The organism is Caulobacter sp. UC70_42 (assembly GCF_044056025.1).
GTDB lineage: Bacteria > Pseudomonadota > Alphaproteobacteria > Caulobacterales > Caulobacteraceae > Caulobacter.
Genome location: NZ_CP171994.1, coordinates 2,080,778 through 2,103,173, shown reverse-complemented (window position 1 = coordinate 2,103,173; position 22,396 = coordinate 2,080,778). Strand labels below are relative to the sequence as shown.

Annotated in this window: 22 protein-coding genes and 3 pseudogenes; 11 read left to right on the top strand and 14 right to left on the bottom strand. The window is 66.8% G+C overall.

Going from position 1 to position 22,396, the window contains the following annotated elements; translation table 11 throughout:
* Positions 1-61: 61 nt before the first annotated feature.
* Together ACHMW8_RS10585 and ACHMW8_RS10580 are read left to right on the top strand one after the other, a co-directional pair.
* Positions 62-691 (top strand): annotated as a pseudogene (locus ACHMW8_RS10585) (phosphatidylinositol-specific phospholipase C domain-containing protein); the annotation flags it as partial.
* Positions 576-1,109 (top strand): Ca2+-dependent phosphoinositide-specific phospholipase C, encoded by a 534-nt coding sequence (locus ACHMW8_RS10580; protein ID WP_395445940.1) that lies wholly within the window; start codon positions 576-578, stop codon positions 1,107-1,109. The pseudogene ACHMW8_RS10585 and the gene ACHMW8_RS10580, both read left to right, overlap by 116 nt.
* Before the next feature lie 32 nt (positions 1,110-1,141).
* Here ACHMW8_RS10580 and ACHMW8_RS10575 read toward each other — a convergent pair whose 3' ends face one another.
* The 6 genes from ACHMW8_RS10575 to ACHMW8_RS10550 all read right to left on the bottom strand — a co-directional run bounded on the left by ACHMW8_RS10575 (position 1,142) and on the right by ACHMW8_RS10550 (position 6,908).
* Entirely contained in the window at positions 1,142-2,725 is a 1,584-nt protein-coding gene (locus ACHMW8_RS10575; protein WP_395445517.1) for an alkaline phosphatase D family protein, read from the bottom strand.
* A gap of 64 nt (positions 2,726-2,789) precedes the next feature.
* Positions 2,790-4,424, bottom strand: coding sequence for a TonB-dependent receptor (locus tag ACHMW8_RS10570; RefSeq protein ID WP_395445939.1), 1,635 nt, complete (start codon positions 4,422-4,424; stop codon positions 2,790-2,792).
* A complete protein-coding gene (locus ACHMW8_RS10565; protein WP_395445516.1) occupies positions 4,306-5,289 on the bottom strand; it encodes a TonB-dependent receptor plug domain-containing protein in 984 nt (327 codons plus the stop codon). The genes ACHMW8_RS10570 and ACHMW8_RS10565 overlap by 119 nt, the downstream gene beginning before the upstream one ends.
* Positions 5,290-5,405: 116 nt before the next feature.
* Positions 5,406-5,945: a FecR family protein gene (locus ACHMW8_RS10560; protein WP_395445515.1), complete on the bottom strand. Its 540-nt coding sequence runs from the start codon at positions 5,943-5,945 to the stop codon at positions 5,406-5,408.
* Positions 5,836-6,354, bottom strand: a complete 519-nt coding sequence (locus ACHMW8_RS10555) for a FecR domain-containing protein (protein WP_395445514.1) — start codon at positions 6,352-6,354, stop codon at positions 5,836-5,838. Before ACHMW8_RS10555 ends, ACHMW8_RS10560 begins: the two co-directional genes overlap by 110 nt.
* Positions 6,354-6,908, bottom strand: coding sequence for an RNA polymerase sigma factor (locus ACHMW8_RS10550; protein ID WP_395445513.1), 555 nt, complete (start codon positions 6,906-6,908; stop codon positions 6,354-6,356). The genes ACHMW8_RS10555 and ACHMW8_RS10550 overlap by 1 nt, the downstream gene beginning before the upstream one ends.
* Positions 6,909-7,154: 246 nt before the next feature.
* On the opposite strand from ACHMW8_RS10550, the pseudogene ACHMW8_RS10545 reads away from it, so the two are divergent.
* The 3 genes and pseudogenes from ACHMW8_RS10545 to ACHMW8_RS10535 all read left to right on the top strand — a co-directional run.
* Positions 7,155-7,268 (top strand): annotated as a pseudogene (locus tag ACHMW8_RS10545) (TetR/AcrR family transcriptional regulator); the annotation flags it as partial.
* 218 nt (positions 7,269-7,486) lie between these two features.
* Positions 7,487-7,729 (top strand): hypothetical protein, encoded by a 243-nt coding sequence (locus ACHMW8_RS10540; RefSeq protein WP_395445512.1) that lies wholly within the window; start codon positions 7,487-7,489, stop codon positions 7,727-7,729.
* Positions 7,730-7,755: 26 nt separating this feature from the next.
* Positions 7,756-8,790 carry an NAD-dependent epimerase/dehydratase family protein gene (locus ACHMW8_RS10535; protein WP_395445511.1) on the top strand — a complete coding sequence of 345 codons (1,035 nt, stop codon included), beginning with the start codon at positions 7,756-7,758 and terminating at the stop codon, positions 8,788-8,790.
* Positions 8,791-9,090: 300 nt separating this feature from the next.
* On the opposite strand, the gene ACHMW8_RS10530 is transcribed toward ACHMW8_RS10535, so the two are convergent.
* The 3 genes from ACHMW8_RS10530 to ACHMW8_RS10520 form a co-directional block, all read right to left on the bottom strand.
* Complete coding sequence (locus ACHMW8_RS10530; protein ID WP_199743435.1) at positions 9,091-9,456, bottom strand: PRC-barrel domain-containing protein; 366 nt, start codon at positions 9,454-9,456, stop codon at positions 9,091-9,093.
* Positions 9,457-9,638: 182 nt separating this feature from the next.
* Positions 9,639-10,250, bottom strand: a complete 612-nt coding sequence (locus ACHMW8_RS10525) for a TetR/AcrR family transcriptional regulator (RefSeq protein ID WP_395445510.1) — start codon at positions 10,248-10,250, stop codon at positions 9,639-9,641.
* Positions 10,251-10,354: 104 nt separating this feature from the next.
* Positions 10,355-10,507, bottom strand: coding sequence for a hypothetical protein (locus ACHMW8_RS10520; RefSeq protein ID WP_395445509.1), 153 nt, complete (start codon positions 10,505-10,507; stop codon positions 10,355-10,357).
* On the opposite strand from ACHMW8_RS10520, the gene ACHMW8_RS10515 reads away from it, so the two are divergent.
* Complete coding sequence (locus ACHMW8_RS10515) at positions 10,506-11,402, top strand: MBL fold metallo-hydrolase (RefSeq protein ID WP_395445508.1); 897 nt, start codon at positions 10,506-10,508, stop codon at positions 11,400-11,402. The two genes, ACHMW8_RS10520 and ACHMW8_RS10515, sit on opposite strands and share 2 nt — an antisense overlap.
* 52 nt (positions 11,403-11,454) lie before the next feature.
* Here the strand turns inward: ACHMW8_RS10515 and ACHMW8_RS10510 are convergent, their stop codons facing one another.
* Together ACHMW8_RS10510 and ACHMW8_RS10505 are read right to left on the bottom strand one after the other, a co-directional pair.
* Complete coding sequence (locus tag ACHMW8_RS10510) at positions 11,455-11,757, bottom strand: putative quinol monooxygenase (protein ID WP_395445507.1); 303 nt, start codon at positions 11,755-11,757, stop codon at positions 11,455-11,457.
* 65 nt (positions 11,758-11,822) lie between these two features.
* A complete protein-coding gene (locus ACHMW8_RS10505) occupies positions 11,823-12,731 on the bottom strand; it encodes an NADP-dependent oxidoreductase (RefSeq protein WP_395445506.1) in 909 nt (302 codons plus the stop codon).
* Positions 12,732-12,838: 107 nt separating this feature from the next.
* On the opposite strand from ACHMW8_RS10505, the gene ACHMW8_RS10500 reads away from it, so the two are divergent.
* Positions 12,839-13,867 (top strand): LysR substrate-binding domain-containing protein, encoded by a 1,029-nt coding sequence (locus tag ACHMW8_RS10500; protein WP_395445505.1) that lies wholly within the window; start codon positions 12,839-12,841, stop codon positions 13,865-13,867.
* A gap of 50 nt (positions 13,868-13,917) precedes the next feature.
* Here ACHMW8_RS10500 and ACHMW8_RS10495 read toward each other — a convergent pair whose 3' ends face one another.
* On the bottom strand, positions 13,918-14,298 hold the full coding sequence (locus ACHMW8_RS10495; RefSeq protein WP_199743437.1) for a helix-turn-helix domain-containing protein: 381 nt from the start codon (positions 14,296-14,298) through the stop codon (positions 13,918-13,920).
* A 52-nt stretch (positions 14,299-14,350) separates the two neighbouring features.
* Between ACHMW8_RS10495 and ACHMW8_RS10490 the strand changes: the two are divergent.
* Positions 14,351-14,716, top strand: a pseudogene (locus ACHMW8_RS10490) (SDR family NAD(P)-dependent oxidoreductase); the annotation flags it as partial.
* A gap of 79 nt (positions 14,717-14,795) precedes the next feature.
* On the top strand, positions 14,796-15,098 hold the full coding sequence (locus tag ACHMW8_RS10485) for an SDR family oxidoreductase (RefSeq protein WP_395445504.1): 303 nt from the start codon (positions 14,796-14,798) through the stop codon (positions 15,096-15,098).
* Between the two features lie 399 nt (positions 15,099-15,497).
* Here ACHMW8_RS10485 and ACHMW8_RS10480 read toward each other — a convergent pair whose 3' ends face one another.
* Entirely contained in the window at positions 15,498-17,234 is a 1,737-nt protein-coding gene (locus ACHMW8_RS10480; protein ID WP_395445503.1) for an amidohydrolase, read from the bottom strand.
* Between the two features lie 122 nt (positions 17,235-17,356).
* Positions 17,357-18,856, bottom strand: coding sequence for a CoA-acylating methylmalonate-semialdehyde dehydrogenase (locus ACHMW8_RS10475; RefSeq protein WP_395445502.1), 1,500 nt, complete (start codon positions 18,854-18,856; stop codon positions 17,357-17,359).
* 84 nt (positions 18,857-18,940) lie between these two features.
* Here ACHMW8_RS10475 and ACHMW8_RS10470 point away from each other — a divergent pair, with 84 nt between their 5' ends.
* Both ACHMW8_RS10470 and ACHMW8_RS10465 read left to right on the top strand, forming a co-directional pair.
* On the top strand, positions 18,941-19,831 hold the full coding sequence (locus ACHMW8_RS10470) for a LysR family transcriptional regulator (RefSeq protein WP_395445501.1): 891 nt from the start codon (positions 18,941-18,943) through the stop codon (positions 19,829-19,831).
* Positions 19,832-20,040: 209 nt separating this feature from the next.
* Positions 20,041-22,164: a TonB-dependent receptor gene (locus tag ACHMW8_RS10465; protein ID WP_395445500.1), complete on the top strand. Its 2,124-nt coding sequence runs from the start codon at positions 20,041-20,043 to the stop codon at positions 22,162-22,164.
* Positions 22,165-22,396: the final 232 nt, after the last annotated feature.

Genomic DNA, 22,396 nt, shown 5'->3' with positions numbered 1-22,396 from the left:
ACCTCGCGCGGACCGGTCATACGCCGGCCGGTTCGCGCCTTTTCCTTCCCATGAGGTCGCCATGCGCCCGCTGTTTCTCGCCGCCGCCCTGTCGGTCTTCGCCTTCGCAACCCAGGCGGCCGAAGCGCCGAAGATCAACAGCCTGCATTGGCTGGGTTCGCACAACAGCTACCGTCCCGAGCTCGATCCCGCCGCCCTCGCGCACCAGCGCCAGGTGATGGGCGAGCGCTCGCGCGGCGTCGAATACGGCCATCCGCCGATCAGCGCCCAATTGGACCTGGGCGTCCGGCAGCTGGAATTCGATCCCTACGCCGACACGGCCGGAGGCCTCTACGCCGGCCCCTACGCCAAGGACCCGGCCAAGCTCGCGATCATGAAGACGCCCGGCGCCAAGGTGCTGCACGCCCCGGTCGTCGACGCCCGCACCCTGTGCCTGCGTCTGTCCGACTGCTTCGTCGAGGTCGCGACCTGGTCCGAGGCCCATCCCGATCACCAGCCGATCGTGATCTTCGTCAACACCAAGGAAGAGCCGTTCAACAACCCGGCCATTCCGAACCCGCCGCTGTGGACCGAGGCTGATTTCGCCAGACTGGACGCCGACGCGATCAAGGCGTTCGGCCGGGATCGCATCATCACGCCCGACGACGTTCGCGGGACGCGCGCCACACTGCGCGAAGGCGTCACCGGCGGCGGTTGGCCGACGGCCGCCAGCGCGCGCGGCAAGGTGCTGCTGGTGCTGGACGCCAATCGCCGCGTTCGAGGAGGCCTACCGCGTCGGTCACCCGTCGCTGAAGGGCCGTGTCCTATTCGGCCTCTATGCCGAGGACCAGGCCGAAGCGGCGGTGTTCAACATCCAGGATCCGCGTCCGGAAGAAGCCCGTATCAAGGCCCTGGTCGCCCAAGGCTTCCTGGTCCGCACGCGCAGCGACGCCGACACCAGCGAGGCCCGCAACCACGACCTTGGCCGCCTGAAGTCGGCCGAGCAATCGGGCGCACAGATCATCAGCACCGACTACTATCCAGGCGCGCCCGATCCGCTGGACCTGAAGTTCGTGGCGCGCCCGTCGTGGTTCGCGCCAGGAGAGGGTCTTACCCCGTCCGTGCGATGACGATGATCCGTTGTCCGTCCGTACTCCAGACTTCAACCGCCTTGTCGATGGCGCAGCCGTCTCGGCGCGGGGCCTCCGCCACCTGAGTTCCGCGCCTCACCGCTTGGGTTATGAAATTGCGCGCCCGGGCGTTGATCTTCGATCACGCACCGCGCCAGGCTTTGGGCGACACCTTTGGGGTCGGCCTGATCCGAGACGGCCCTCAGATCAATGTCCAGTTTCCGGGACGTCGCCTCGATCAAGGTGTAGCCCGAGCGTTCGATGTCGGCGAAGCGGACGTGGTCATTGCGGGCTCGGACATCGCCATAACGCGCCGGCGGCGCGTGGCTGGCGGCCAGACATGTCGTCACAAGCTCAGTGGCCACGGGCGGCCCGTCGCCGATCCGCAGGTCGTTGACCATGTAGGCATGGATGTCGCCGCTTAGGACCACGGCGTTGCGCACCGATGGACGGGTCATGCCGCGCATAAGGCGGTCGCGCGCGGCGGCGTACCCGTCCCACTGATCCGACATCACGCCGTCCGGCGTTTCGATCGGCGCGACCACCGTCTGCTGAGCCAGCAGGGTCCAGCGCCCGCGCTCGGCCTTCAGCGTCCGGTCCAGCCAAGCCTCTTGGGCCGCGCCCAGCATGGTGCGGTCTGGCGCGCTCAGCCCGGGACAGTCGCGTCGCGCTCGGTTCCCGCTCTGACCTGGAGGATTGCAGGCCTGGGGCGAGCGATACTGCCGCCCATCCAATACCGGCAGGCTCAACAGATCCCCCCACGCGAGGCGCCGATAGAGTCGCGGCTCGCCTGGACGAGCCCACAGACTGGGGCGCACCGGCAGGTGCTCGAAGTAGGCCTGGTAGGCGGCCGCCCGCCGACGGGCGAAGACCTGAGGATCCAGCCCCTTCAGGTTGGCCAGATCGGCGTAGTCGTTCTCGACCTCATGATCGTCCCAGGTCACGATCCAGGGCGCCAGCCGATGGGCCTCGCGAAGGTCGTGATCGGACTTGTAGGTCGCGTGCCGCCGACGATAGCCGTCCAGGTCCGTGGGTTCGGGCGCGTCGAAGCGACGGACCTTTGGAAACTGGGCGTAGCTGTTCTCGTAGATGTAGTCGCCCAACTGCACGATCAGGTCGGGTTGAGCGGCGACCATGTCGCGATAGGCGCTGAACCAGCCCAGTTCAAAATGCTGGCACGAGCTGACGGCGATCCGCGCGCGTTCGGCGTGCTCCGGCGCGGTGGCGGTGCGGCCGACCGGACTGACCGCGCCCAAGGCGTGAAACCGGTACCAGTAGGGTCGGCCGGGGCGCAAACCCGAGAGCTCGACGTGAACCGAATGGCCCAAGGTCGGCGTCGCCGCGCGGCGGCCATGCCGCACGATACGGCGGAAGGCCTCGTCCTCGGCGACCTCATAGGCGACGGGAACGGCCGGTGCGTCGAGCGACGCGCCGCCGGCGCTGAGGCGGGTCCACAGTACGAAGCCGTCAGTCGACGGATCACCGCTGGCCACGCCCATCGCAAAGGGCTCGGCGGGCGCGGCCCGGCGGATCTCCAGTCCCTGCGTCGCCGTCGCGCGGGCCAGGAAAAGGCCGGTCGAGGCCGCCATCACCGCGCGGCGGGTCAGCAGGGACATAGCTGGGATCCCATCAGGAGAACGAAGTGAGGCGATCCGGCCCAAGGACCGGATCGCCCCGCGATCAGAAGTCGAACCGCGCGCCGATCCCGTAGGTGGCGGGCGCCCCAACCAGTCGAGCCGCGCCGTTCAGCTCGGGGAAATAGACCTCGTCGGTGATGTTGCGACCATAGGCATAGAGCGTCCAGTTCGACGGGGTGGCCAAGTCCACGCGGGCGTTGACCAGGGTGTAGGCCTTGGCCGTGTTGCCCGGCGTGGCGTTCAGGCGGTTGGATTCCTCGCCATGGTGGGTGACGCCCACGCGGCTGCGCAGCGACCAGCCTTCCTTGAGGGTGATGCTGTGGTTCAGGCTGGCGGTGGCCGACACGTCCGGCGCGCCCGGCAGCGGATCCCCGACCGTCTGCAGCACCTCGGCCACCCGGTTGGACGAGAATGACAGGACCTCGGTGTCCAGCCAGGCGGCGTTGACGTCGAAGCTCAGGCTCTGGCGCTCGGTGCGCAGCAACTGAGCGCTGAGCGCCACCTCGATACCCTTGCTGCTGGCCTTGCCGACATTGGCCCGACCGTTGGTGTCGTTGGCCAGCCGCGTCGTGGCCTGCAGTTCGCTGAAGCGATAGTCGAACGCGTCCAGCGACAGACGCAGGCGCGGCGTGGTCCAGCGCAGGCCCGCCTCGTAGGCGCGCACGGTCTCCGAGGCGAAGGGCTTGGTCTCGGCCACCGTGAAGATCGAGGTGCCGTCGAAGCCGCCGCCGCGATAGCCCGTGCCGGCCGACACGAAGACGTTCAGACTGGGCGTGACGTCGTACTTCACGGTCAGGCGGCCCGAGACGTTGTCGTCGTCGAACTTCTCGTCCCATGCGAACGGGTTTGTGGTGGCGAAGGTCGTCGTGAAGGTGCTGATGCCCCACGGATTGTGGTCGACGTTGCGGCCGACATAGTGGGCGTTGTCGCGCGTGTAGCGCAGACCCGCCGACACCTGCAGGCGCTCGAGCGGGTGGTAGTCGGCTTGGCCGAACAGGGCGAAGCTGTTGCGTTCCTGGCGGTGCAGGTTGTCGTAGTTGGTCAGCGCCGAGTAGCTGATCCAGTTGGTGTTGAACTTGACGTCGTCGGTCACGTAGAAGGCGCCGGCGATCCAGTCCAGCTTGCCGCCCGTGTCGTCGGCCAGGCGCAGTTCCAGAGACGACTGGCTGAGCTTCTCGTTGGCGTCGAAATACGAAGCTGGATAGGGCGAACCATCGCCGTTGCCCTGCACCGAACGCTTGCTGCCCTGCCAGCCGCCGATGGCGGTGAAGTTCAGGTTCTCGCGAACCTTGTGGCTGAAGCTCGCCGAGCCGCCGTAGATGTCGATCCTCTGGGTCGGATAACCCGTCGAATAGAACTCGTAAGGATCATTGTTCTCGCCGGCGTTGGCGATCGTGGCGTCCTGGGCCCGCGAAATCCGATCGTACTGACGGGTGTCGCCCCGGTCGCGGCTGCCGAACAGCTTCACGACCAAATCGCTCTCCGGGGCCATCTTGAACTCAAACGTCGCGCGGCCGGCGACCAGGTCCTTGTCGCCGAAGCCCTTTCGTCGGCCCGGATCAACCAGCGCCGGCACCTGGGTCTGGACCACGCCGCGCACCGACGGACGGAAGCCGGCCAGAAGGCCCGCACCGGCGCCATCCATGAAGCCGCCGCCATTCTGAGCCAGGACGGCCAGACGCACGCCGAGGGTCTCGCTGACGGGCCCGCCGACCGAAGCTTCCATCTCCGTGTAGTCGTAGCTGCCGTACTCGACGCGGCCCGAGCCTTCGAGAGCCTGACCAGGACCCCGGGTGATCGCGTTGATGACGCCGGCCGTGGTGTTGCGGCCATAAAGCGTGCCTTGCGGGCCCTTCGAGTACCTCGATGCGATCGAGGTCGAACAACGGCATGCCCAGATAGGCGTTCGAGGTCTGGTAGACGCCGTCGACGTGCAGGGCGACCGAGGGGTTGCCGTTGGGCTTGTAGTCGTCGGCGCCGCCGATGCCGCGGATGCTGATCAGACCGTAGTTGGTGCCGCCGAAGGCATAGTTCACCGACACGCCGGCGACCTGATCGACCAGATCGACGACATTGGTGATCCCGCGCCGTTGGGCGTCACCGCCCTCGACGACGGTCACGGCGATCGGGACGTTCTCGATCCGCGCCGAGCGCTTCTGGGCCGTGACGATCACTTCTTCCAGCTCGGCGACGACCGGATTTTCCTGCACCGAGATCAGGAAGGTCCTTGGTCCGGTGGCCGTCGCCTTCAGGCCCGAACCCGCCAGGAGGTCGCGCAGCGCCTCGGCGGGCGGGCGCGTGCCGATCACGGCGTTGGCCCGCTTGCCCTTCACGAGGTTCGACGCATAGAGCACCTGCACGTCGGCCTGCTTGGCGAAGGCCGGCAGGGCCAGGTCCAGGGGTTGGGTGGGCAGGGTGAAGGCCACCGGCGGCGCGGCGAGCTCCTGGGCCAGGGCCGGCGCGGCCGCGCCCAGGACCAGCAGGGCGCAGCAGGCCATCAGGCCGCGCCGAAGACCAGCGGCGTGGGAAACTCGGTTCGTCATCGTGCTTTCCTAGGCAATCCGGCCCCCGTCGACCGATCATCCCCAGGAACTGCGGCCCCGCTGAAAGCCTCACCTTGTCGTGAAAATTTCATCGAATGCCGGAACGCCAGCCGCCGTCATTCGGCGATCTCCCAGGTCGTCCGGTCGACCTGCTGGACGCGCACGCCAAAGCCCGCCCGCAGGGCGTTGGCGAACTCGCGCGCGCCGTCGTAGCGGAACGATCCGGAGATCCGGATGTCGTTCAGCCGCGCGCCCGGAACCAGGGACAACTGGTCGCTGGAGTAGCGATTGAACGCCGCGACGACTTGCGGCAACGGCGTGTCGTTGAACACCAGCCGACCATCGCGCCAAGCCGTCAGCGCGTCGAGATCCGCCGCCGCCAAGGACTTTGGCCCGGCCTGACCCGACAGCATATGGCCGGTCGTCAGCCTTCGCGCCGCGGCCTGTCCAGCCGCGACGACGTCGAGCGCTCCGTCCTCGATAAGAATCTGCGCCGTATCGCCCTGCCTGGTCACCTGGAAGCGCCCGCCGCTGCCTTGGGCGCGCTCATCGCCGACAACGACCTGGAACGGCCGGTCGGGGGCCGAGCGCATGTCGAAGTAGGCCTGTCCCTCGAACGAGCCGCACACGACGACGCTGAGCGTCGTACTGCACACGCACCCTCGACAGCGGAGCCAGGGTTACGCTCGATCCGTCCGGCAACGGGGCGGTAAGACGCTCACCCGCACCGGTGCGGATCGTCGCGCCGGCCGTGCTGGCCATCATCACCGCGACGCCGCCCCCGCCGGCCGCCGTCGCGGCGCCGACGAGGCCCAAGATCATGCGCCGACGGCCGATCCCGGACGCGTCGCGCAAAGCAGCCGCGCGCATCGCTATCAGGCCATCGGCCCCCTTGGCCGCCGCCAGGGACGACCAGGCGTCGGCGGTTTCCTGGTAGGCCTCGGCGTTGCCGGGCGCTTCGAGCCATTCAAGGAAAGCCCTGCGGTCGTCCGCCGCCAGCGGCCCACGATCGGCCTTGGCGAACCATTGGGCGGCCTGATCTTCGTGAACGATGCGACGCCCCATCAGCCCTGCTCCTGCAAGGCGTTGCGCAGAACAGCCATCGACCGCACGAGATGCTTCTCAACGGCGCTGACCGAGATGTTCAGTCTGGCGGCGATCTGGGCGTGGCTCATGTCCTCGAAGCGACGAAGAATGACGATCGTGCGCGCCCGAGGCGACAGCGACTTGAGGGCGACCTGGATGCGTTCCAGGTTCTGTCGCCCGCCGATGACGTCCTCCGCGTCCGGGAGGTCGTCAGCCAGGTCGATACGATCCAAGTCGACCGCGCTCAGCAGCGGCCGCGCCCGTTCCCGCTTTACCTTGTCGCGAAGGAGGTTCGCCGCAGCCTCGAATACATAACCGTCGATGCTTTCCAGGGCCATCAGGCCAGGGCGGCGCAGCAGTCGCAGGAACAGGTCCTGCACCAATTCCTCGCTGTCAGGCCGCGAGCCGGTGCGGCGGGTGAAGTAACGAAGCAGCGGGATGCGAAGGCGTCGGGTCAGGGCCTCAAAGCGCTCGGCGCCTGGCGGGCCGCCCGACTCGCGCGTCAGGCCCTGATCGGAGGCTGGGATGGACATGAGCCGGCCATGCCAGCGCCTGACGACAATCGTGTGAAACTTCCGTTGGAGACCCCGGCGACTACAACGCGGCGCTAGCGGAACTTCCCCCGCCTCCAGACAGTCGAAATTGAGGAGCTGCCGCTGAACCAAGCCCCCATCAGCGCGCCTAGATCGTGACGAGGCGGTTCCCGCTCTGGTCCACAGGCTTTACGCGAGGCCTCGCATTATTCATAACCGTCCGGTCGGTTATGGATCGGAGCGGCCATGGGACGTCGACGCGTCTTTGACCAGCAAGCTATCCTCGACGCCGCCGAACGCGTCGTCGCGCGCGATGGCGCCACGAACCTCACGCTGGACGCGGTGGCTAAGGAGGCCGGGGTCGGCAAGGCCACGGTGATCTACGACTTCAAGAGCAAGCAGGCCCTGATCGAGGCCGTGGTGGATCGCGCGTTCCAGGCCGACGCCGCCCGCCACGCGGCGCTGGAAGCAGAATTGGAAGGCCAGGACAGCCGCGCCATCCGCGGCCGCATCCGGGCGCGCCCCACGCCCCGCCCGAGGACTTCCGAGCCGTCGCGCTCAACCTCAGCGCCGCCCTGGTGTTGGACGCTGACCTGCGGCGTAAGATGCAGGCCAGCCAGGCCAGCGTCGTCGCCCGGGTGCTTGCGACCTCGGCCTCGCCGCGCGGCGCGCAGCTGGCCTATCTGGCCCTCGAGGGCCTGAAGTTCCTCGAGCATCTGGATTTCCACCACTTCCCGCCGGCCGAGCGCGACAGGATCGTTCGAGAGATCGAATGGCTGTCGCAGGCCCACCCGCAAGACGGCGCGCCCGCCGGCGGCTGATCCCTCCCCCCAACCGGATTTTCAAGATGACAAACACCCCCTCCGCCGCCCCCGGCGCGGCGACGATCTCGCACGCCTGCCCGCGCCGCCTCTTCCTGACCGGCGCCGCCGGCTATGTGGGACGCAACCTGGCCCGCCGCTTCCTGCGCGACGACGTCCAGGTGGTGGCCCTGTCGCGCAATCCGCAGGACGCCGAGCGCCTGCGGGCCATGGGCGCCGTAGCGGTCGTCGGCGACATCCTGGACCCGGCGATCGGCGAGGCCATGGCCGGCTGCGACGCCCTGATCCACGCGGCGGCCGACACCGATCACGGCCATGGCGGCCCCGCGCAGATGCGGACGAACGCCGAGGGGACGCGGAACGTCCTTTGCGCCGCGCGGGCGGCGGGCGTCCGCCGCGTCGTGCACCTGAGCACGGAATCGGTGCTGGGCGACGGCCGTCCGCTGAGGAACGTCGACGAGACCCGGCCCTATCCGGCGCGCCCGGCGGGCTCCTATTCGCGCAGCAAGATCGCCGCCGAGACGATCGCCCTGTCCATGAACGACGTGGGGTTCGACGTCCTGGTGGTGCGCCCGCGCTTCGTCTGGGGGCGCGACGACACCACGGCCCTGCCGGCCTTGGTGGAGGCCGCGCGGTCGGGACAGCTGGCCTGGATCGACGGCGGCGGCTATCTGACGTCGACAACCCACATCGACAACCTCTGCCACGGCGTCGACTTGGCGCTGCGGGCCGGACGCGGCGGCGAAATCTACTTCCTGTCCGACGGTGAGCCGGTGACTTTCCGTGCGTTCGTGTCGGCGCTGCTGGAGACCCAGGGCCAGGCCCCGCCGGACAAGACCGCGCCCCGCACGGTGGTGCGGGTGGTCGCGGCCTTGGGCGACCTGATCGGCGCGGCCACGCGCGGCGCCAAGCCCGTTCCCCTCACCCTGCAGGGCTTCTCCGCCTCAGCCGTCGAGGTGACGCTCGACATCGGCAAGGCTCGCCGCGAACTGGGCTATGCGCCCGTCGTCTCCCTCGCCGAGGGCCTCGCCGAACTGGCCGCCTCGGCCCCGCTGAGATAGTCCTCCAAGTGTGGGACGTCCCCGCGGCGTCCAGCCGCCAGCCGGTTGTCGGTGCAGGCTAGAAGTGTCCCGGAAACAGGTTAGGGCCGTCAAAAATGCGACGCAGTCGCCAAGGGGTGATTGGCGTATGATGGAGGCAAGCAAGCGCCATGGACTGACTTTGGCGCATCTCCGGAAACCAGACACTCAGCGCGCGCAAACGGCGCCCAAGCCCCTTCCAACTCGGCTGGCGCGCAAATGAAAAGCCCCACCCGATAAGGTGGGGCCGGTTCATGGGACGCGCCCTAAAGGTCGCCCGTCCTAACCCTTCCAGTCAGGCAGCGCAGCCAGCTGAGCCTTCGTCAGCTTGGCGCGAACGATGTGGTCGTCCGGATCGCCCGGCTCGGGCGCCACGGTTACATCGGCCAGGGCCACGACAACCTTCTTATCCGGGCCCATGCGGTCGATCTCGATCACGATGGCTGTGGGTTTGCCGGCCGCATCGAGAAGCACGTGCTCGACCTCGCCGGCTTTGCGGTTAGCGGCGTCGATGACATCGGCGTCTTCGATCTGGCCAACCGTGAAGGCGCCCTTGGCCGGCTGGCTTTCAAGCTGGGCGATGGTGGTTTGAGCGAGCGCACCAGTGGCGACAGCGGCGAGGGAAAAACCCAAGATAGCGAATTTCATGATCGGCTCCTTCTCACAAGGCGACAGACAGGACCCGCCGTGACGGCAAGGTCCTGTCGGATGTCGTCAATTAACGCCGTGCGCGGAGCATTGATCCGGCGTGCGTGGTAAGCGACCGCAGCGCCGGCGCCTACCCACGACGCCCATTCTGGAGGCTGCGAGCGGTCAGGGATCTGGCTGGATTAGTGCTTGCCGCCCGTCGGGGCGGGCAATGCGGAGATCAATTCGGCGGAGGCTGACATGGCGCGGTCCAGGCGTTCAGCGTCCGTTGCGCCCTCGAGCCCCAGAAGCACGCGGAAGCTATCGAGTCCCACGAGGCGATCGAGGAAGGCCGCGCTGAGCTTCCGGCGCTGTCCCGCGTCGAGAGAGACGGTTTCATCTCTCTCGCCGAGAAAGGCGTCGAGAGCGTCTTGGTGCGCTCCGATCAGGCCGCGATAGGCGATCTCCGCCAGGTGTGGAAAGCGGAGGGTCTCAACCATCACCGTTCGGAACAAGGCTATTGTCGCCGGGCTGGCGATCCGCTCCTGAAACATCACGCCGATGAAGACCAAGACGTCCTGCAGCGATTTTTGAAGGGACTCGTGGATGCGCGCCTGCTCGGCTTGATCGGCTGGATGACAGGCCTGCGCAATGACAGCCGAGAACAAATCATCCTTCCCCTCGGCGTGCCGGTAGAGGGTCATGATCGAGACGCCGGCGTCCTTGGCGATCCGCTCCATGCTCGCCCCGCCATAGCCGTCACGAAGGAAGGCTTCGCGAGCCGCGTCCACGATCGCGGCGCGTTTGCGCGCCATCAGCTTCGCCTTGGGGTGACCCTCCGCCCAATCCTTCACCGCTCGTTGACTCCAAACGATAATGACGATTATCGTATCTTCTGATGATACGATAACATCCACTATCACTGCATGGGCAGCGCGGCGACATCCAATGCGCCGAACGGAAAGGTGAAGCGAGTGATGGTCAGAATCTCAGACAGGCTGGGAGGCGTCGCCAAGACGAGGGTCGCCAGGATCGTCCTGTGGGCCTTCGCTGTCCTGGCGACGGTGATCATGGTCGCGATCGCCGTCCTAGCCCTGACGTTCAGGCCCGCGAGGCTTGAGCTTCCGGCGGTGAATATAGGCGACCTGCCGCCCGCATCGCCTCCAGCCAGCATGTCGATCAGCGCGCTGCCAACCGGGACTTACGACAGTCCGGCCGCCCTGACCTATCGCGGCGGCGCGTGGTCCGAGACCCGTCACCTGGCGGCGACGGCCATCCTTGTCCGGCATCCGAAGGGAAACCTGCTGATCGACACGGGTTTCGGCCGGCACATCGACGAACACATCAAGCTGATCCCGCCGATGCAGCGGACGCCACAGACCAAGGGCGTTCCGGCCGTGGATCGGTTGGCGGCCGGCGGCGTCCATCCTGGCGACATCGCCGCGATCATACCCACCCATGGTCATTGGGATCACGTCAGCGGCGTCGATGATTTCCGCGGCGTTCCGGTCATGGAAACCGCAGTAGGAAAACGCTGGATCACGTCCAAGGCGGAAGGCACGGAGGTGATCAACAGCCTTAGGGGCATCAACTATAGACTGTATGATTTCGACGGCGGGCCCTATCTTGGCTTTCCACGAAGCCACGATGTCTTCGGAGATGGCTCGGTGGTCATTGTCCCGGCTCCCGGTCATACGCCGGACTCCGTCGTCGTTTTCGTGAGCCTGCCGTCAGGCGCTCGATACGCCCTGATCGGGGACCTCGTGTTCCAAATGGAAGGCGTCGATATCCCTGCGGAGAAGCCCTGGATGCTTCGCTGGCTGATCGGCGAAAACAACATCGTGGTGCGCAAGGATATCGCTCTCGTCAGAGCCATCCGCGAGAAGTTCCCTCAAATCCATCCGCTCCCGGCGCATGACTCGCGGAGCTTTGGCGCCATTCCGGTCTTCCCCGCATCGGCTCGATAGAGGAGCGTCGCGTTCTCCCGAATACAAACGCGGTGCGGGTCGCCTGGAAGGTTCAGGCGTCCGCCAAGGCCCGCTCGCGCGTCGCATCGTACCTTCTGACGTCCGCCGAGAGCCGCGGCCCCCATCGCGCCAGAAAGGCGACGGTGTCGGCGGCCGCCAGGTGGGCGCTTAGGGCCTGCTGGTCTCGCCAGCGCTCCATCACGAGCAGCCGCCCGCGAGACGCGTCGACCACGGCGGCGTCATAGGACAGGACGCCGTCGCGCTGGCGGGTGGCTTCGGCGAGATCGGCGAGATGGCGGGCGAAGGCCTCAAGGTCCGAGGGCGGGACCTGCACGTAGCCCGTGACGATGATCATGGCGAGCGACTCCGGAAGCTCGAACAAGGAAACGGATCCCGCCGCGACGAGCAGGCGCGTCGGCGTCAGGCGACGGTCAGGACGATCTTGCCCTGGATGCCGCCCTCGGCGACGCGCTGGTGCGCGCGCGAGGCTTCCGACAACGGAAAGACGCTGTCGATCACCACGTGGACGGTCCCCTGGTCGAGCAATGTGGCGGCCTGCGCCAGCTGCGCGCCATTCGAGCGGACCTGGGTCGACGAGACCTTGATCCCGCGCCGCGCGGCGGCGTCGTGGCCCTTGAAGCCCAGCGGGTTGACCAGGAACAGGGCGCCGCCAGGCCTGATCACGTCCAGAAGCCGTTCCATCCGGGCACCGCCCACCGCATCGAGCACCAGGTCGACATCGCGGACGACCGTTTCGACCGCGGTTTTCCCGTAATCGATGAACGGGTCGACCCCGAACGCGCCGAGCATCGCCGCGTTCTTGGCCGAGGCCACGGCGATCACCCGCGCGCCCCGCGCCTTGGCCAGTTGCGTCGCCAGATGGCCGACGCCCCCGCCGGCGCCGTTGATCAGCACCGTCCGGCCTTCAAGCTCGACCGGCGCATGCGGGAAGGTCTGGAAGGGATTGGGCGCGTCGTGGCCAAGCTCGATCAGGAACTGCCACGCCGTCAGCAGGGACATCGGCGCGCCGGCGGCTTGGATGTGATCCAGCTTGGCCGGCTTGCGCGCCAGATGCGAGGCCGGCGCGCTGACATATTGGGCGTAGGCGCCGCCGCCGGTCATGACGCCGTCCGGGAAGCGCACCATGCCGAAGACCTCGTCCCCGGCCTGGAAGTCGGTGACGTCAGCAGCCGTCGCCTCGACAACGCCGGAGACGTCGGTTCCCAGGATGAGCGGGAAGTCCCCGTCCGGTCGCCACTCGGGCGGCAGGGCGCGATAGCCGTCGCGCAGATACCAGTCCGGCGGATTGAGGCCGACGGCCCGGGACACGGACCAAGACCTCGCCCGGCCTAATGTCAGGCTTGGGGCCGTCTTCGTAGGTCAGCACTTCGGGTCCGCCAAAGGCGTGCAGTCGGACCGCCTTCATCGTCTCGCCCATGATCAATCTCCTCGCACGGCGCTTGACGGCTGATTTAGCGGGCGGCGATAAGGTTGATAATCATGCCAAAAATCACTTCAATAGTGCCGCCATGGAACAAATTAGCCTCGATCGCCTCACGGGATTGATCGCCTTCGCGCGGGTCGGCGCGATGGGCAGCTACACGGCGGCCGCGCGGTCGCTGTCGATCTCCCCCTCGGCCGTGAGCAAAAGCATCCAGCGGCTCGAGCAGCGGCTGGGCGTCTCCTTGTTCACCCGCACCACGCGTTCACTGGCGTTCACGCCAGAGGGTCGCGACCTGCACGAGCGCGCCTTGAACCTGATCCGCCAGGCCGAGGAGATCGAGCAGGTAGCGCTGACGGCGCGGTCGGAGCCGCGTGGCACGCTTCGGGTGGCCGCGTCCCTTCCGATCGGCCTGCATGTGATCGCGCCTGCGTTGCCCGCGTTCCGGCGGCGCTTTCCTGATCTCGCGATCGATCTTCGTCTCGAGGACAGGACGACGGACCTGATCGACGACGGGATCGATGTCGCCATCCGCATCGGTGAAGTTCCGGACAGCCGCCTTTTGTCGCGCAAGCTCGCGCCCTATCGGCTTTGCTGCTTCGCCGCTCCGGACTATCTGGCCGTGCGCGGAACGCCGTTGCATCCCAACGACCTCGAAGCCCATGATACGGTCAATCTACGCTATCAGAGCAGCGGTCAGATGTTTCGCTGGCCGTTCAAGATCGCCGATCGTGAAATCGAGATCCTACCCAGATCCGACATCGTGATCGACGCCAGCGAGGCCTTGATGGCGACGCTGGTGGCGGGCGGCGGGATCGGCGTCGGCGCCTCCTTCGTGGCCGCGCCGTATGTGGATCGTGGACAGCTGACGCCGGTCCTTTCAGCTTTCGCGGTGGAACGCCACAACGTCACAGCCCTTTGGCCGGAAAGCCGGCGCAGCAACCCGGCCGTCCGGGCCTTCATTTCCATGTTGAGCGCCACCTTCGACGACCGGATGGCGGCGGCGACTTCCAGCTTGCCATGACGCCTTCTCCAAGTTCCTCCGTCGCAGCGCGATTATTGGTGGCTAGGCGATCAACGCTCGGTGCGGCGCATCTCGTCGGCATGGGCCAAGGCCCAGGCGCACAGGGCCTCGAAAGGCTCTCGAAGCGAATGGCCCAAGGGTGTGATCGCGTACTCCACCCCAATCGGAGCGGTCGGCAGCACCGTACGGGTCACCAGGCCATGGCGCTCGAGCCGCTTGAGCGCGTCGGCCAGCGCCTTATGGGTGATGCCGTCCAGCCGTCGCTTGATCTCGTTGAAGCGTGACGGCCGAGGGCAGAGGACGGTCAGGATCATGATCGTCCACTTGTCGGCGATCTTCTCCAGGACCGGCCGCACCTGCGCCATGTCCTGGCGTGCGCGCTCGGACAGTTGGTCCAGATCGGTATCGTCGGGGATATCTAGGCTACTCATGGTGCGTTCTTGATAGCAGATATATTCCGTATATCTAAACCGCCGTCATTGCATGAGGAGCAACATGATGGCTCGACTGGATAACGATATCGCCCTGGTTGTCGGCGGCGCCAAGGGCATCGGCCTGGCGGTCGCCGAGCGGCTGGCCGCCGATGGCGCGCGGGTTTACCTCACCGGCCGAAACGCGGCAGAGGTCGAGAAGGCGGCCGAGCAGGTGGGACACAATGCTGTCGGCTTGGTCGCGGACGCCAGCGAGGCTGGCGACCTCGCCAAGGTGGTAGAGACCGTGAGGGCTCAGGACGGCCGCATCGACGCCCTTGTGCTCAATGCCGGCTTGGCCGAACCAGCCTCGCTGGCCGACGCGAGCGTCGAGCATTTCGATCGTCATTTCACCGTGAATGTCCGGGGCGCGATGCTGGCGCTGCAAGCCAGCCTGGCGACCATGCCGGACGGCGCGGCCGTAGTGCTGGTCGGGGTCGATCGCCGACGCGATCGGGGTGCCCAACTACGGCGTCTACGCGGCCACCAAGGCGGCGATCCGCTCTTTCGCCCGCACCTGGGCGGCGGAGCTCGGGCCGCGCCGCATCCGGGTGAACGTGGTGAGCCCCGGCCCCACCGACACGGCGATGATGGCGGCGACGAGCGAGGAGATGCGTGCGGCGCTCGTCGGCCAGATCCCGCTGGGTCGCATGGCGCGTCCGGACGAGGTCGCCTCGGCGACCGCCTTCTTGCTCAGCGGCGACGCCAGCTTCATCAACGGCGCCGAACTCTGTGTCGATGGCGGCATGACCCAGGTCTAGGCCGGGAACGTCGCCGGGTCGATTTCGACGCCGGAGCCTGCGCTGCGCTGCGCGGTCGTGAGCTCAGTGGCCTCTTGGGGTCCAGATCTCCAGACTGGAGTTCGTTACTTCTCGCCCGCCATCCGAGTGGGCGAGAAGTCCCTTCCCTGGTCAGTCAACGCGTCCGAGCCAGCGGCTGGACCGCGCCATGAGCAGAAGTCGGACCTAGTCCAGGAACCCGACGTTCGCAGCTACGCCAAGACGACCCTCATCCTGGCGCCCTGAGACTAGGCGACATGTACGCGCCAAATACCTGGCGTTCGCTTCCCTCAAAGAACCGGACGCCCAGATCGTAAGTCGTGGAAACACGCCCTTGCGCCCTTCGTCCGTCATCGCTGCCGCGTCTCCGATGGACCGAACCTAGCGTTGATAGGCCACCTTGCCGTCCAGGACCGTCATGTCGACAGGGATGTCGGCCAGCTTGGCCTTTGGCGCGGTCAGCGGATCCTGGGCCAGGACCACGAAATCGGCCAGCTTGCCAACCTCGATGCTGCCCTGGGTCTTTTCCATGAAGTTGGCGTAGGCGGCCCAGGCGGTGAACATGCGGATGCCATCCATCACCGAGATCGCCTCTTCGGGTTGGGTGACCGTGCCGTACTTGGTGTCGCGGTTGACCGCGCGGGCGATCGAGAACATCGGATAGGTCGCGAAGTTCTGCGTCCCCACGGTGTCGACGCCGCCCGCCGGGTGGAAGCCGCGATCGATCAAGGTCTTCATCGGGAAGAACTTCACGTCCGGCTCCTTGACGTTGACGTCCGTCAGCCGCCACAGAAACGCCGGCTGCGGCGAGGGAATGACGTGGTCGTCCTTCATCCGCTTCAGCCGCGCCTCGGTCCGTTCCGGGTCCTGGACCAGGAAATGGCCGAAATGTTCGATGCGATAGCGCGGGTCGGGACGCGGGTAGGCCTTCTGCGCGGCCTCGTAGGCCGTCAGAACCATGTCCTGGGCCCTGTCGCCGTTGGCGTGGATCTGCACCTGCCAGCCATCCTTGGCCGCCTCGATCACCGCCGCGGTCATCTCCTCCTGGGTCATGCCAGTGCCGCCGTAGTTGTTCGGCGTCCAGGTGGTGCCCGCCCCGTTCCAGACCGGCTTGTAGACCGCCGCCGTCGTGCCCCAGACACCGTCGGCGATGTACTTGATGGCGCCCGCGCGCAACCAGTCATCGCCTTTGCCGGGCGTAATTCCAGCGGCCCGTAGCGACGCCAGAGGCGAGACGGACGGATCCGTCGCGGTATTGACGCCGGGAACACTTTTGAGACCGCGCAGCATGTAGTTCATGCGCACCCGAGTCGGCAGGCGGCCCTCGGCCTCAAGTTCGGCATAGGCCCTGTAAGAGTCCATGTCCGACATGTCCGACACCGTCGTCACGCCGCGCTTGAGGTAGAAGTCGCCGAGGATGTAACGCAACGCCTCCTTCAGCTCAGCGGGGTTGAAGGCCGGCGATTTGTTCTTGGGCCAGGGCGCGGGCGCGTCGCGAATGATCGCCACCTCGCCCTCGGCGGTGCGCTCGTAGCGCCCCGTCGCGCCAGCTGCCGGATCGGGGAAGGCCTTGCCCATGCCCATCACCGTCGCGGCCTTGTGGTTGATCAGGTGGTCGTGGACACTCCACTGCAGGTCGACGGGGTTGTCTGGGAAGGCCGCATCGAGCTCCGCGCGGGTCGGCATCACCTGGTTGTAGGTGCCCTGCCCGGTCAGCCAGGCGCCGGGCGGCAGCTTGGCGGCGACCTCCTTGAGGCGCGCGATGACCGCGGCTCCATCCTTCAGCGGTGGGACCTGGATGTTGATGTAGTGCGCCTCGACATTGGCCATGCCGGCCACATGAGAGTGGGAGTCGATGAAACCCGGCAGCAGCGCCCGGCCCTTCAGGTCGATGACCTTGGTCTGGGGACCGCGCCAGGCCTTCACGTCGCCAACCGCGGCGATCTTGTTGCCGACCACCGCGACTCCCGTGGCCACCGTGTCCTTGTCGTCGACCGTGATGACCTTGCCGTTGATGAACATCAGGTCGGCCTTCGGGGCGGCGAACGCTGGCGTGCAAAGAACGGAGGTCGCCAGCAGGGCGAGGCCCGCGAGAACGGATTGGGCTGGACGGCGCACGCGAAGCTCCCCTGATCTTTTCAAATCTATGACGCCGATCATGTCCCGCGCCACCGCCAAGGCGGAGTTGCCATTCCGGCCATGGACGGTGTCTTCCTGACACCACCCATGGCCGGAAATCATCACCGCATAGTCGGGATGACGAAGCTCTGGTCCAGCACCGCCCCGCCCTTGGGCCAGCGCTGGGTGACGGTCTTGGTCCGCGTATAAAAACGCACGCCGTCCATGCCGTACTGGTTCAGATCGCCGAAGCCCGAACGCTTCCAGCCGCCGAAGCTGTGATAGGCGACCGGCACCGGTATCGGGACATTGATCCCGACCATGCCCACCTCGACCTGGTCGGCGAACTCGCGGGCGGCGTCGCCGTTGCGGGTGAAGATCGCCACGCCGTTGCCGTACTGGTGGCGGGAGGCCAGACCGACGCCTTCGGCCAGGCTCTCGGCGCGAACCATCTGCAGCACCGGACCGAAGATCTCGTCGTGATACGAAAGGCTGGTCGGCTTGACGTGGTCGAACAGGGTCGGCCCCACGAAGAAGCCGTCCTCGTGTCCTTGCAGGCTAAAGCCGCGGCCGTCGACGACCAGCTCCGCGCCCTCGTCGACGCCCATCTGGATGTAGCGCTCGATCCGCGCCTTGTGGGCGGCGCTGACGACGGGGCCGTAGTGGGCGTCCTTGTCGGTGCTGACGCCGACGCGGAGGCCGCTGATCGCGGCGACCAGCTTCTCGCGCAGGGCGACGGCGGTCTTCTCGCCGACCGGGACCACGACTGGCAGGGCCATGCAGCGCTCGCCCGCCGAACCGTAGGCCGCGCCGATAATGTCGGCGGTCGCCTGGTCGAGGTCGGCGTCGGGCAGGACGAGCCCGTGGTTCTTGGCGCCGCCCATGGCCTGAACGCGCTTGCCGGCCGCGCCGGCGCGCTGGAACACCGACTGGGCGATGTCAGAGCTCCCCACGAAGCTGACGGCCTTGATGTCCGGATGGTCGAGAATGCCTTCCACGCAGTCCTTGTCGCCGTGGACGACGTTCAGGATCCCCGGCGGCAGGCCGGCCTCCATCATCAGTTCGGCCAAGCGAACCGGCACGGACGGGTCCCGCTCGGAGGGCTTGAGTATGAACGCGTTGCCGCAGGCGATGGCGGGGCCCATCATCCACATCGGGATCATGGCCGGAAAGTTGAACGGGGTGATCCCCGCCACCACGCCGAGGGCTTGGCGCATCGAATAGACATCGATGCCGGGGCCGGCGCCTTGGGTGTATTCGCCCTTCAACAGGTGTGGGATCCCGCAGGCGAACTCGATCACCTCCAGGCCGCGCTGGATGTCGCCCTTGCTGTCGGCGATGACCTTGCCGTGTTCGGACGACAGGAGCTCGGCCAGTTCGTCCATGCGGGCGTTGAGCAGCCGCGCGAAGTCGAACATCACCCGGGCGCGGCGTTGCGGATTGGTCGCCGCCCAGGCCGGCTGCGCGGCCTTGGCGTTGGCGATGGCCGCATCCAGCTCGGAGGCCGTGGCCAGAGCGACCCGCGCCTGGACCTTGCCGGTGTTGGGATCGAAGACCTCGCCAAAATGGCCGGACGTGCCCTCTACGGCGCGACCGCCGACGAAGTGGGGAATGGTGCGCATGGCGGCTCCTGAAGTTACCCCTCTCGACTAACCGCGCGCATCCATGCAGCAATAGTGCCTCAATTCGCGGCCTGACCTGCAAAAATGCAAACACTAAACTGGAACGATCTTCGCTTCTTTCTGGCGGCGGCGCGGGGCGGGGGATTGCTAGCGGCGGCTCGACGCCTCGGCGTGGACCAGACGACCGTCGCCCGACGCTTGTCGGCCTTGGAGGCGGCGGTCGGCGCGCGGCTGGTCGACCGCTCGCCCCGCGGCGTGACCCTGACCGGCCAGGGACAGGCCCTAGTGGAGTACGCCGAGCGCATTGAGGCCGAAACCATCGCGGCGGCCGAGCGACTGGGGGTCGAGGGGCAGCCTCTGTCGGGCACGGTGCGCCTGGCTACGCCCGAGGCTTTCGGCGCCTGGCTAGTCGCGCCCGCCGCCAAGGCGTTTCATGACCAGTATCCCGGCTTGCAGCTGGAACTGGTTCCGGAATCGCGTTCGGTGAACCTATCCCGGCGCGAGGCCGACATCGCCATCATGCTGAGCCGGCCGACCCAGGGCCGCCTGGTCGCCCGACGGCTGGCGGACTACACTCTGGGTCTCTATGCCTCGCGCAGCTATCTTGAGGCGCACGGCGCGCTCGAAAGCCTCGCCGACCTGCCCGGCCGACCGCTCGTCTGGTATATCGACGAGCTGATCGACGTGCCCGAGCTTCGCTATCTGGACCAGGTCGCCGACGGCGCGCCGACCATGTTCCGGTCCAACTCGATCACCGCCCAGCAGGCGGCGATCGCCTCGGGGCTCGGCTTCGGCGTCCTGCACAAATTTGCGGCATCGCAAGATCCTCGGCTGGTCAGGGTGCTACCAGAGGCCCTCGACCTGAAGCGCAGCTACTGGCTCTGCGCCCACGCCGACCAGGCTAGGATTCCCCGCGTCCGAGCCGTGATGGACTTTCTGGCCGCCCAGACAGCCGCGCGCCACAAGGACCTCTGACGAAGACGCCCCCTACGCCGCACGAGCCTCATCGAACAGTGGTGTCGGTTTGACACCACTGCAGTCCTGTTTCTCACCTTACGCAAAGCGATCTTGCTGGAACTCTCATGGGGACTGAGAGGCGAGCCTTTGCGGGCTTTCCGATGAAGGACCGAACCCTTCAGGCGCCGGCTCAGCGTTCGGAACTGGCGCATCACAAGGGGATAGCGATGCTTCGCGACAGAATTTCAAAGCAGGTGCTGCTGTGCGGCGCGGCCGCGGCCATCATCGGCGGCGGACAGGCCATGGCGCAGACGGCTTCGGGAGCCGACAGCATCGAGGAAATCATCGTCACCGCCACCAAGCAAAGCACGGTTCTGTCCAAAACCCCGATCTCGATCGCCGCCTATTCGCAGGAGGCCTTGGACAAGCGCGGCGTTCGCGACATCCGCGACGTGATCAACCAGACCCCGGGCGTCGACATCACCCGCAGCGGCGCGACCCGCGTGACCATTCGCGGCATCGACTCTACGGCCGGCGCGGCGACCTCGGCGATCTATATCGACGACACGCCGGTCCAGGCCCGCAACGCCTCGCTGAACTACAACGGCAGCACCCTGCCCTACATCTTCGACCTCGAGCGCGTGGAAGTGCTGCGGGGTCCCCAGGGCACGTTGTTCGGCGCCAGCTCGCAGGGCGGCGCCATCCGCTTCATCACGCCCACGCCCAGCCTGAACAGCTACAGCGGCTATGGCCGCGCCGCCGTCAGCAAGACCAAGAACGGCGGCGAGGGTTATGAACTGGGCGTGGCCGTCGGCGGCCCGATCGTTCAGGACAAGGTCGGGGCGCGGATCAGCTTCTACCATCGCGAGGACGCCGGCTGGATCGACCGTCAGAGCTGGCAGAACGCCGCCAGCCGCGACGAGGATGTTAACAGCAGCGCCGCGACCGTCTTCCGGGCCGTTGTGACCATCCAGCCTACCGACTGGCTGACGATCACGCCCAGCGTCTACCACCAGAACAGCAAGTTCGACGACCGCACGGCGCTGACCACGCGGTGCCCAGCAACGACCGGTTCGGTGATCAACCCGACCCTGAACCCCTGCCCGCTCGGCGTCTCTGACCCCGACAACGGCAAGTTCCTCAGCTACGCCTCGATCCCACAGCCCAGCAGCGACCACTTCACGGTGCCGGCGCTGAAGATGGTGGCCGCGACCGACGACCTGAACTTCACCAGCGTCAGCTCGTTCTTCAAGCGCCACGTGAAGGAGACGAACGACGCCACCCACGGCAACGACCGCACCTCGTTCGGCAACGCCTATCTCTATCCTGTCACGCCGGGCTTCCCCCAGTCGATCACCTGGCAGAACCCCAACATTTATCAGAACCTGTTCACCCAAGAGTTTCGGGTCAACAACACCAATCCCGACGCGCGCCTGAAATGGAGCGTAGGCGCCTACTTCTCGCGAAGCTCGCTGCGCTCGGACCTGCCGATCAACGAGCCGCATTACAACGCGCTCTACCTGGTCCGCTATGGGCGCACGCCGCAGGCCGCGGGCGTCTCGCCCCTGGTCAATGGCGTCGCCCGCTACTACGGCAACGAATGGACGGTCGAGAAGACCACCGCCATCTTCGCCAACCTCGACTACAAGATCCTCGACAACCTGACCCTGACCCTGGGGGGCCGGTATTCCAAGGACATCCTCGACTTCGATGTGTTGGAACGCGGCGTTTCCTATGCCGGCGGCGTGTCGCGCGCGTCGGGCTCGATGACCACCAAGCCGTTCACGCCCAAGGTCGCCCTGTCGTGGCAAGCCACGCCGGCGGCGCTCTACTATGCCTCCTATGCTCGCGGTTATCGGACGGGCGGCGTCAACAAGGCGCTGCCGGACGTCTGCGCGGCGGAATCTTCGGCTCTGGGCCTGGGCAAGGCCGCCACCTATCAACCGGACACCACCGACAGCTACGAGATCGGCTCTAAGAACCGGCTCTTCGGCGGCAAGGTGCAGTTCGAGGCCAGCGCCTATTATATCGAATGGAAGAACATCCAGCAGCAACTGCGCCTGACCTGCGCCTTCAGCCTGGTGGCCAACACCGCCAGCGCCACCAGCAAGGGCGTCGACGTCAATCTCAACGTCCGGCCGGTCGAGAATTCTGCTGCTCGGCCTGGGCCTGGGCTACAACGACGCCACTTACGACAAGACCATCCAGATCGGCACGGCCCCCGTGGTCATCGCCGGCCAGACGCTGGGACAGACGCCGTGGACGGTCAATCTCAGCGCCGAATATCGCTTCACGGTCGCGGGCCGGGAGAGCTTCGTACGCGCCCAGTACAACTATCGCAGCGTCAATGACGGGCCGTTCCTCTACCAGGTCCCGACCGCGACGACCTACGATCCGCGCCGGCCGCTGCCGTCCGAGCCCACGACCCTGGACCTGCGCGCCGGCGTTGACTTGGGCCGGGTCAATCTCTCCATTTACGGGGAGAACATTCTGAACAATGTCGACTACATCGCCGAGTCGTCGACCTATGTGAACGGTCCGCTCTGGACCGGCGCCACGCTTCGCCCCCGGACGATCGGCCTT

What these genes read in the sequence shown, in the direction of transcription:
- ACHMW8_RS10575 (WP_395445517.1), bottom strand. Translation starts at nt 2,725, where the DNA reads ATGTCCCTGCTGACCCGCCGCGCGGTGATGGCGGCCTCGACCGGCCTT.
- ACHMW8_RS10565 (WP_395445516.1), bottom strand. Translation starts at nt 5,289, where the DNA reads ATGACGAACCGAGTTTCCCACGCCGCTGGTCTTCGGCGCGGCCTGATG.
- ACHMW8_RS10555 (WP_395445514.1), bottom strand. Translation starts at nt 6,354, where the DNA reads ATGGGGCGTCGCATCGTTCACGAAGATCAGGCCGCCCAATGGTTCGCC.
- ACHMW8_RS10550 (WP_395445513.1), bottom strand. Translation starts at nt 6,908, where the DNA reads ATGTCCATCCCAGCCTCCGATCAGGGCCTGACGCGCGAGTCGGGCGGC.
- ACHMW8_RS10535 (WP_395445511.1), top strand. Translation starts at nt 7,756, where the DNA reads ATGACAAACACCCCCTCCGCCGCCCCCGGCGCGGCGACGATCTCGCAC.
- ACHMW8_RS10530 (WP_199743435.1), bottom strand. Translation starts at nt 9,456, where the DNA reads ATGAAATTCGCTATCTTGGGTTTTTCCCTCGCCGCTGTCGCCACTGGT.
- ACHMW8_RS10525 (WP_395445510.1), bottom strand. Translation starts at nt 10,250, where the DNA reads ATGGCGCGCAAACGCGCCGCGATCGTGGACGCGGCTCGCGAAGCCTTC.
- ACHMW8_RS10515 (WP_395445508.1), top strand. Translation starts at nt 10,506, where the DNA reads ATGGTCGCGATCGCCGTCCTAGCCCTGACGTTCAGGCCCGCGAGGCTT.
- ACHMW8_RS10520 (WP_395445509.1), bottom strand. Translation starts at nt 10,507, where the DNA reads ATGATCACCGTCGCCAGGACAGCGAAGGCCCACAGGACGATCCTGGCG.
- ACHMW8_RS10510 (WP_395445507.1), bottom strand. Translation starts at nt 11,757, where the DNA reads ATGATCATCGTCACGGGCTACGTGCAGGTCCCGCCCTCGGACCTTGAG.
- ACHMW8_RS10500 (WP_395445505.1), top strand. Translation starts at nt 12,839, where the DNA reads ATGATCAATCTCCTCGCACGGCGCTTGACGGCTGATTTAGCGGGCGGC.
- ACHMW8_RS10495 (WP_199743437.1), bottom strand. Translation starts at nt 14,298, where the DNA reads ATGAGTAGCCTAGATATCCCCGACGATACCGATCTGGACCAACTGTCC.
- ACHMW8_RS10475 (WP_395445502.1), bottom strand. Translation starts at nt 18,856, where the DNA reads ATGCGCACCATTCCCCACTTCGTCGGCGGTCGCGCCGTAGAGGGCACG.
- ACHMW8_RS10470 (WP_395445501.1), top strand. Translation starts at nt 18,941, where the DNA reads ATGCAAACACTAAACTGGAACGATCTTCGCTTCTTTCTGGCGGCGGCG.
- ACHMW8_RS10465 (WP_395445500.1), top strand. Translation starts at nt 20,041, where the DNA reads ATGCTTCGCGACAGAATTTCAAAGCAGGTGCTGCTGTGCGGCGCGGCC.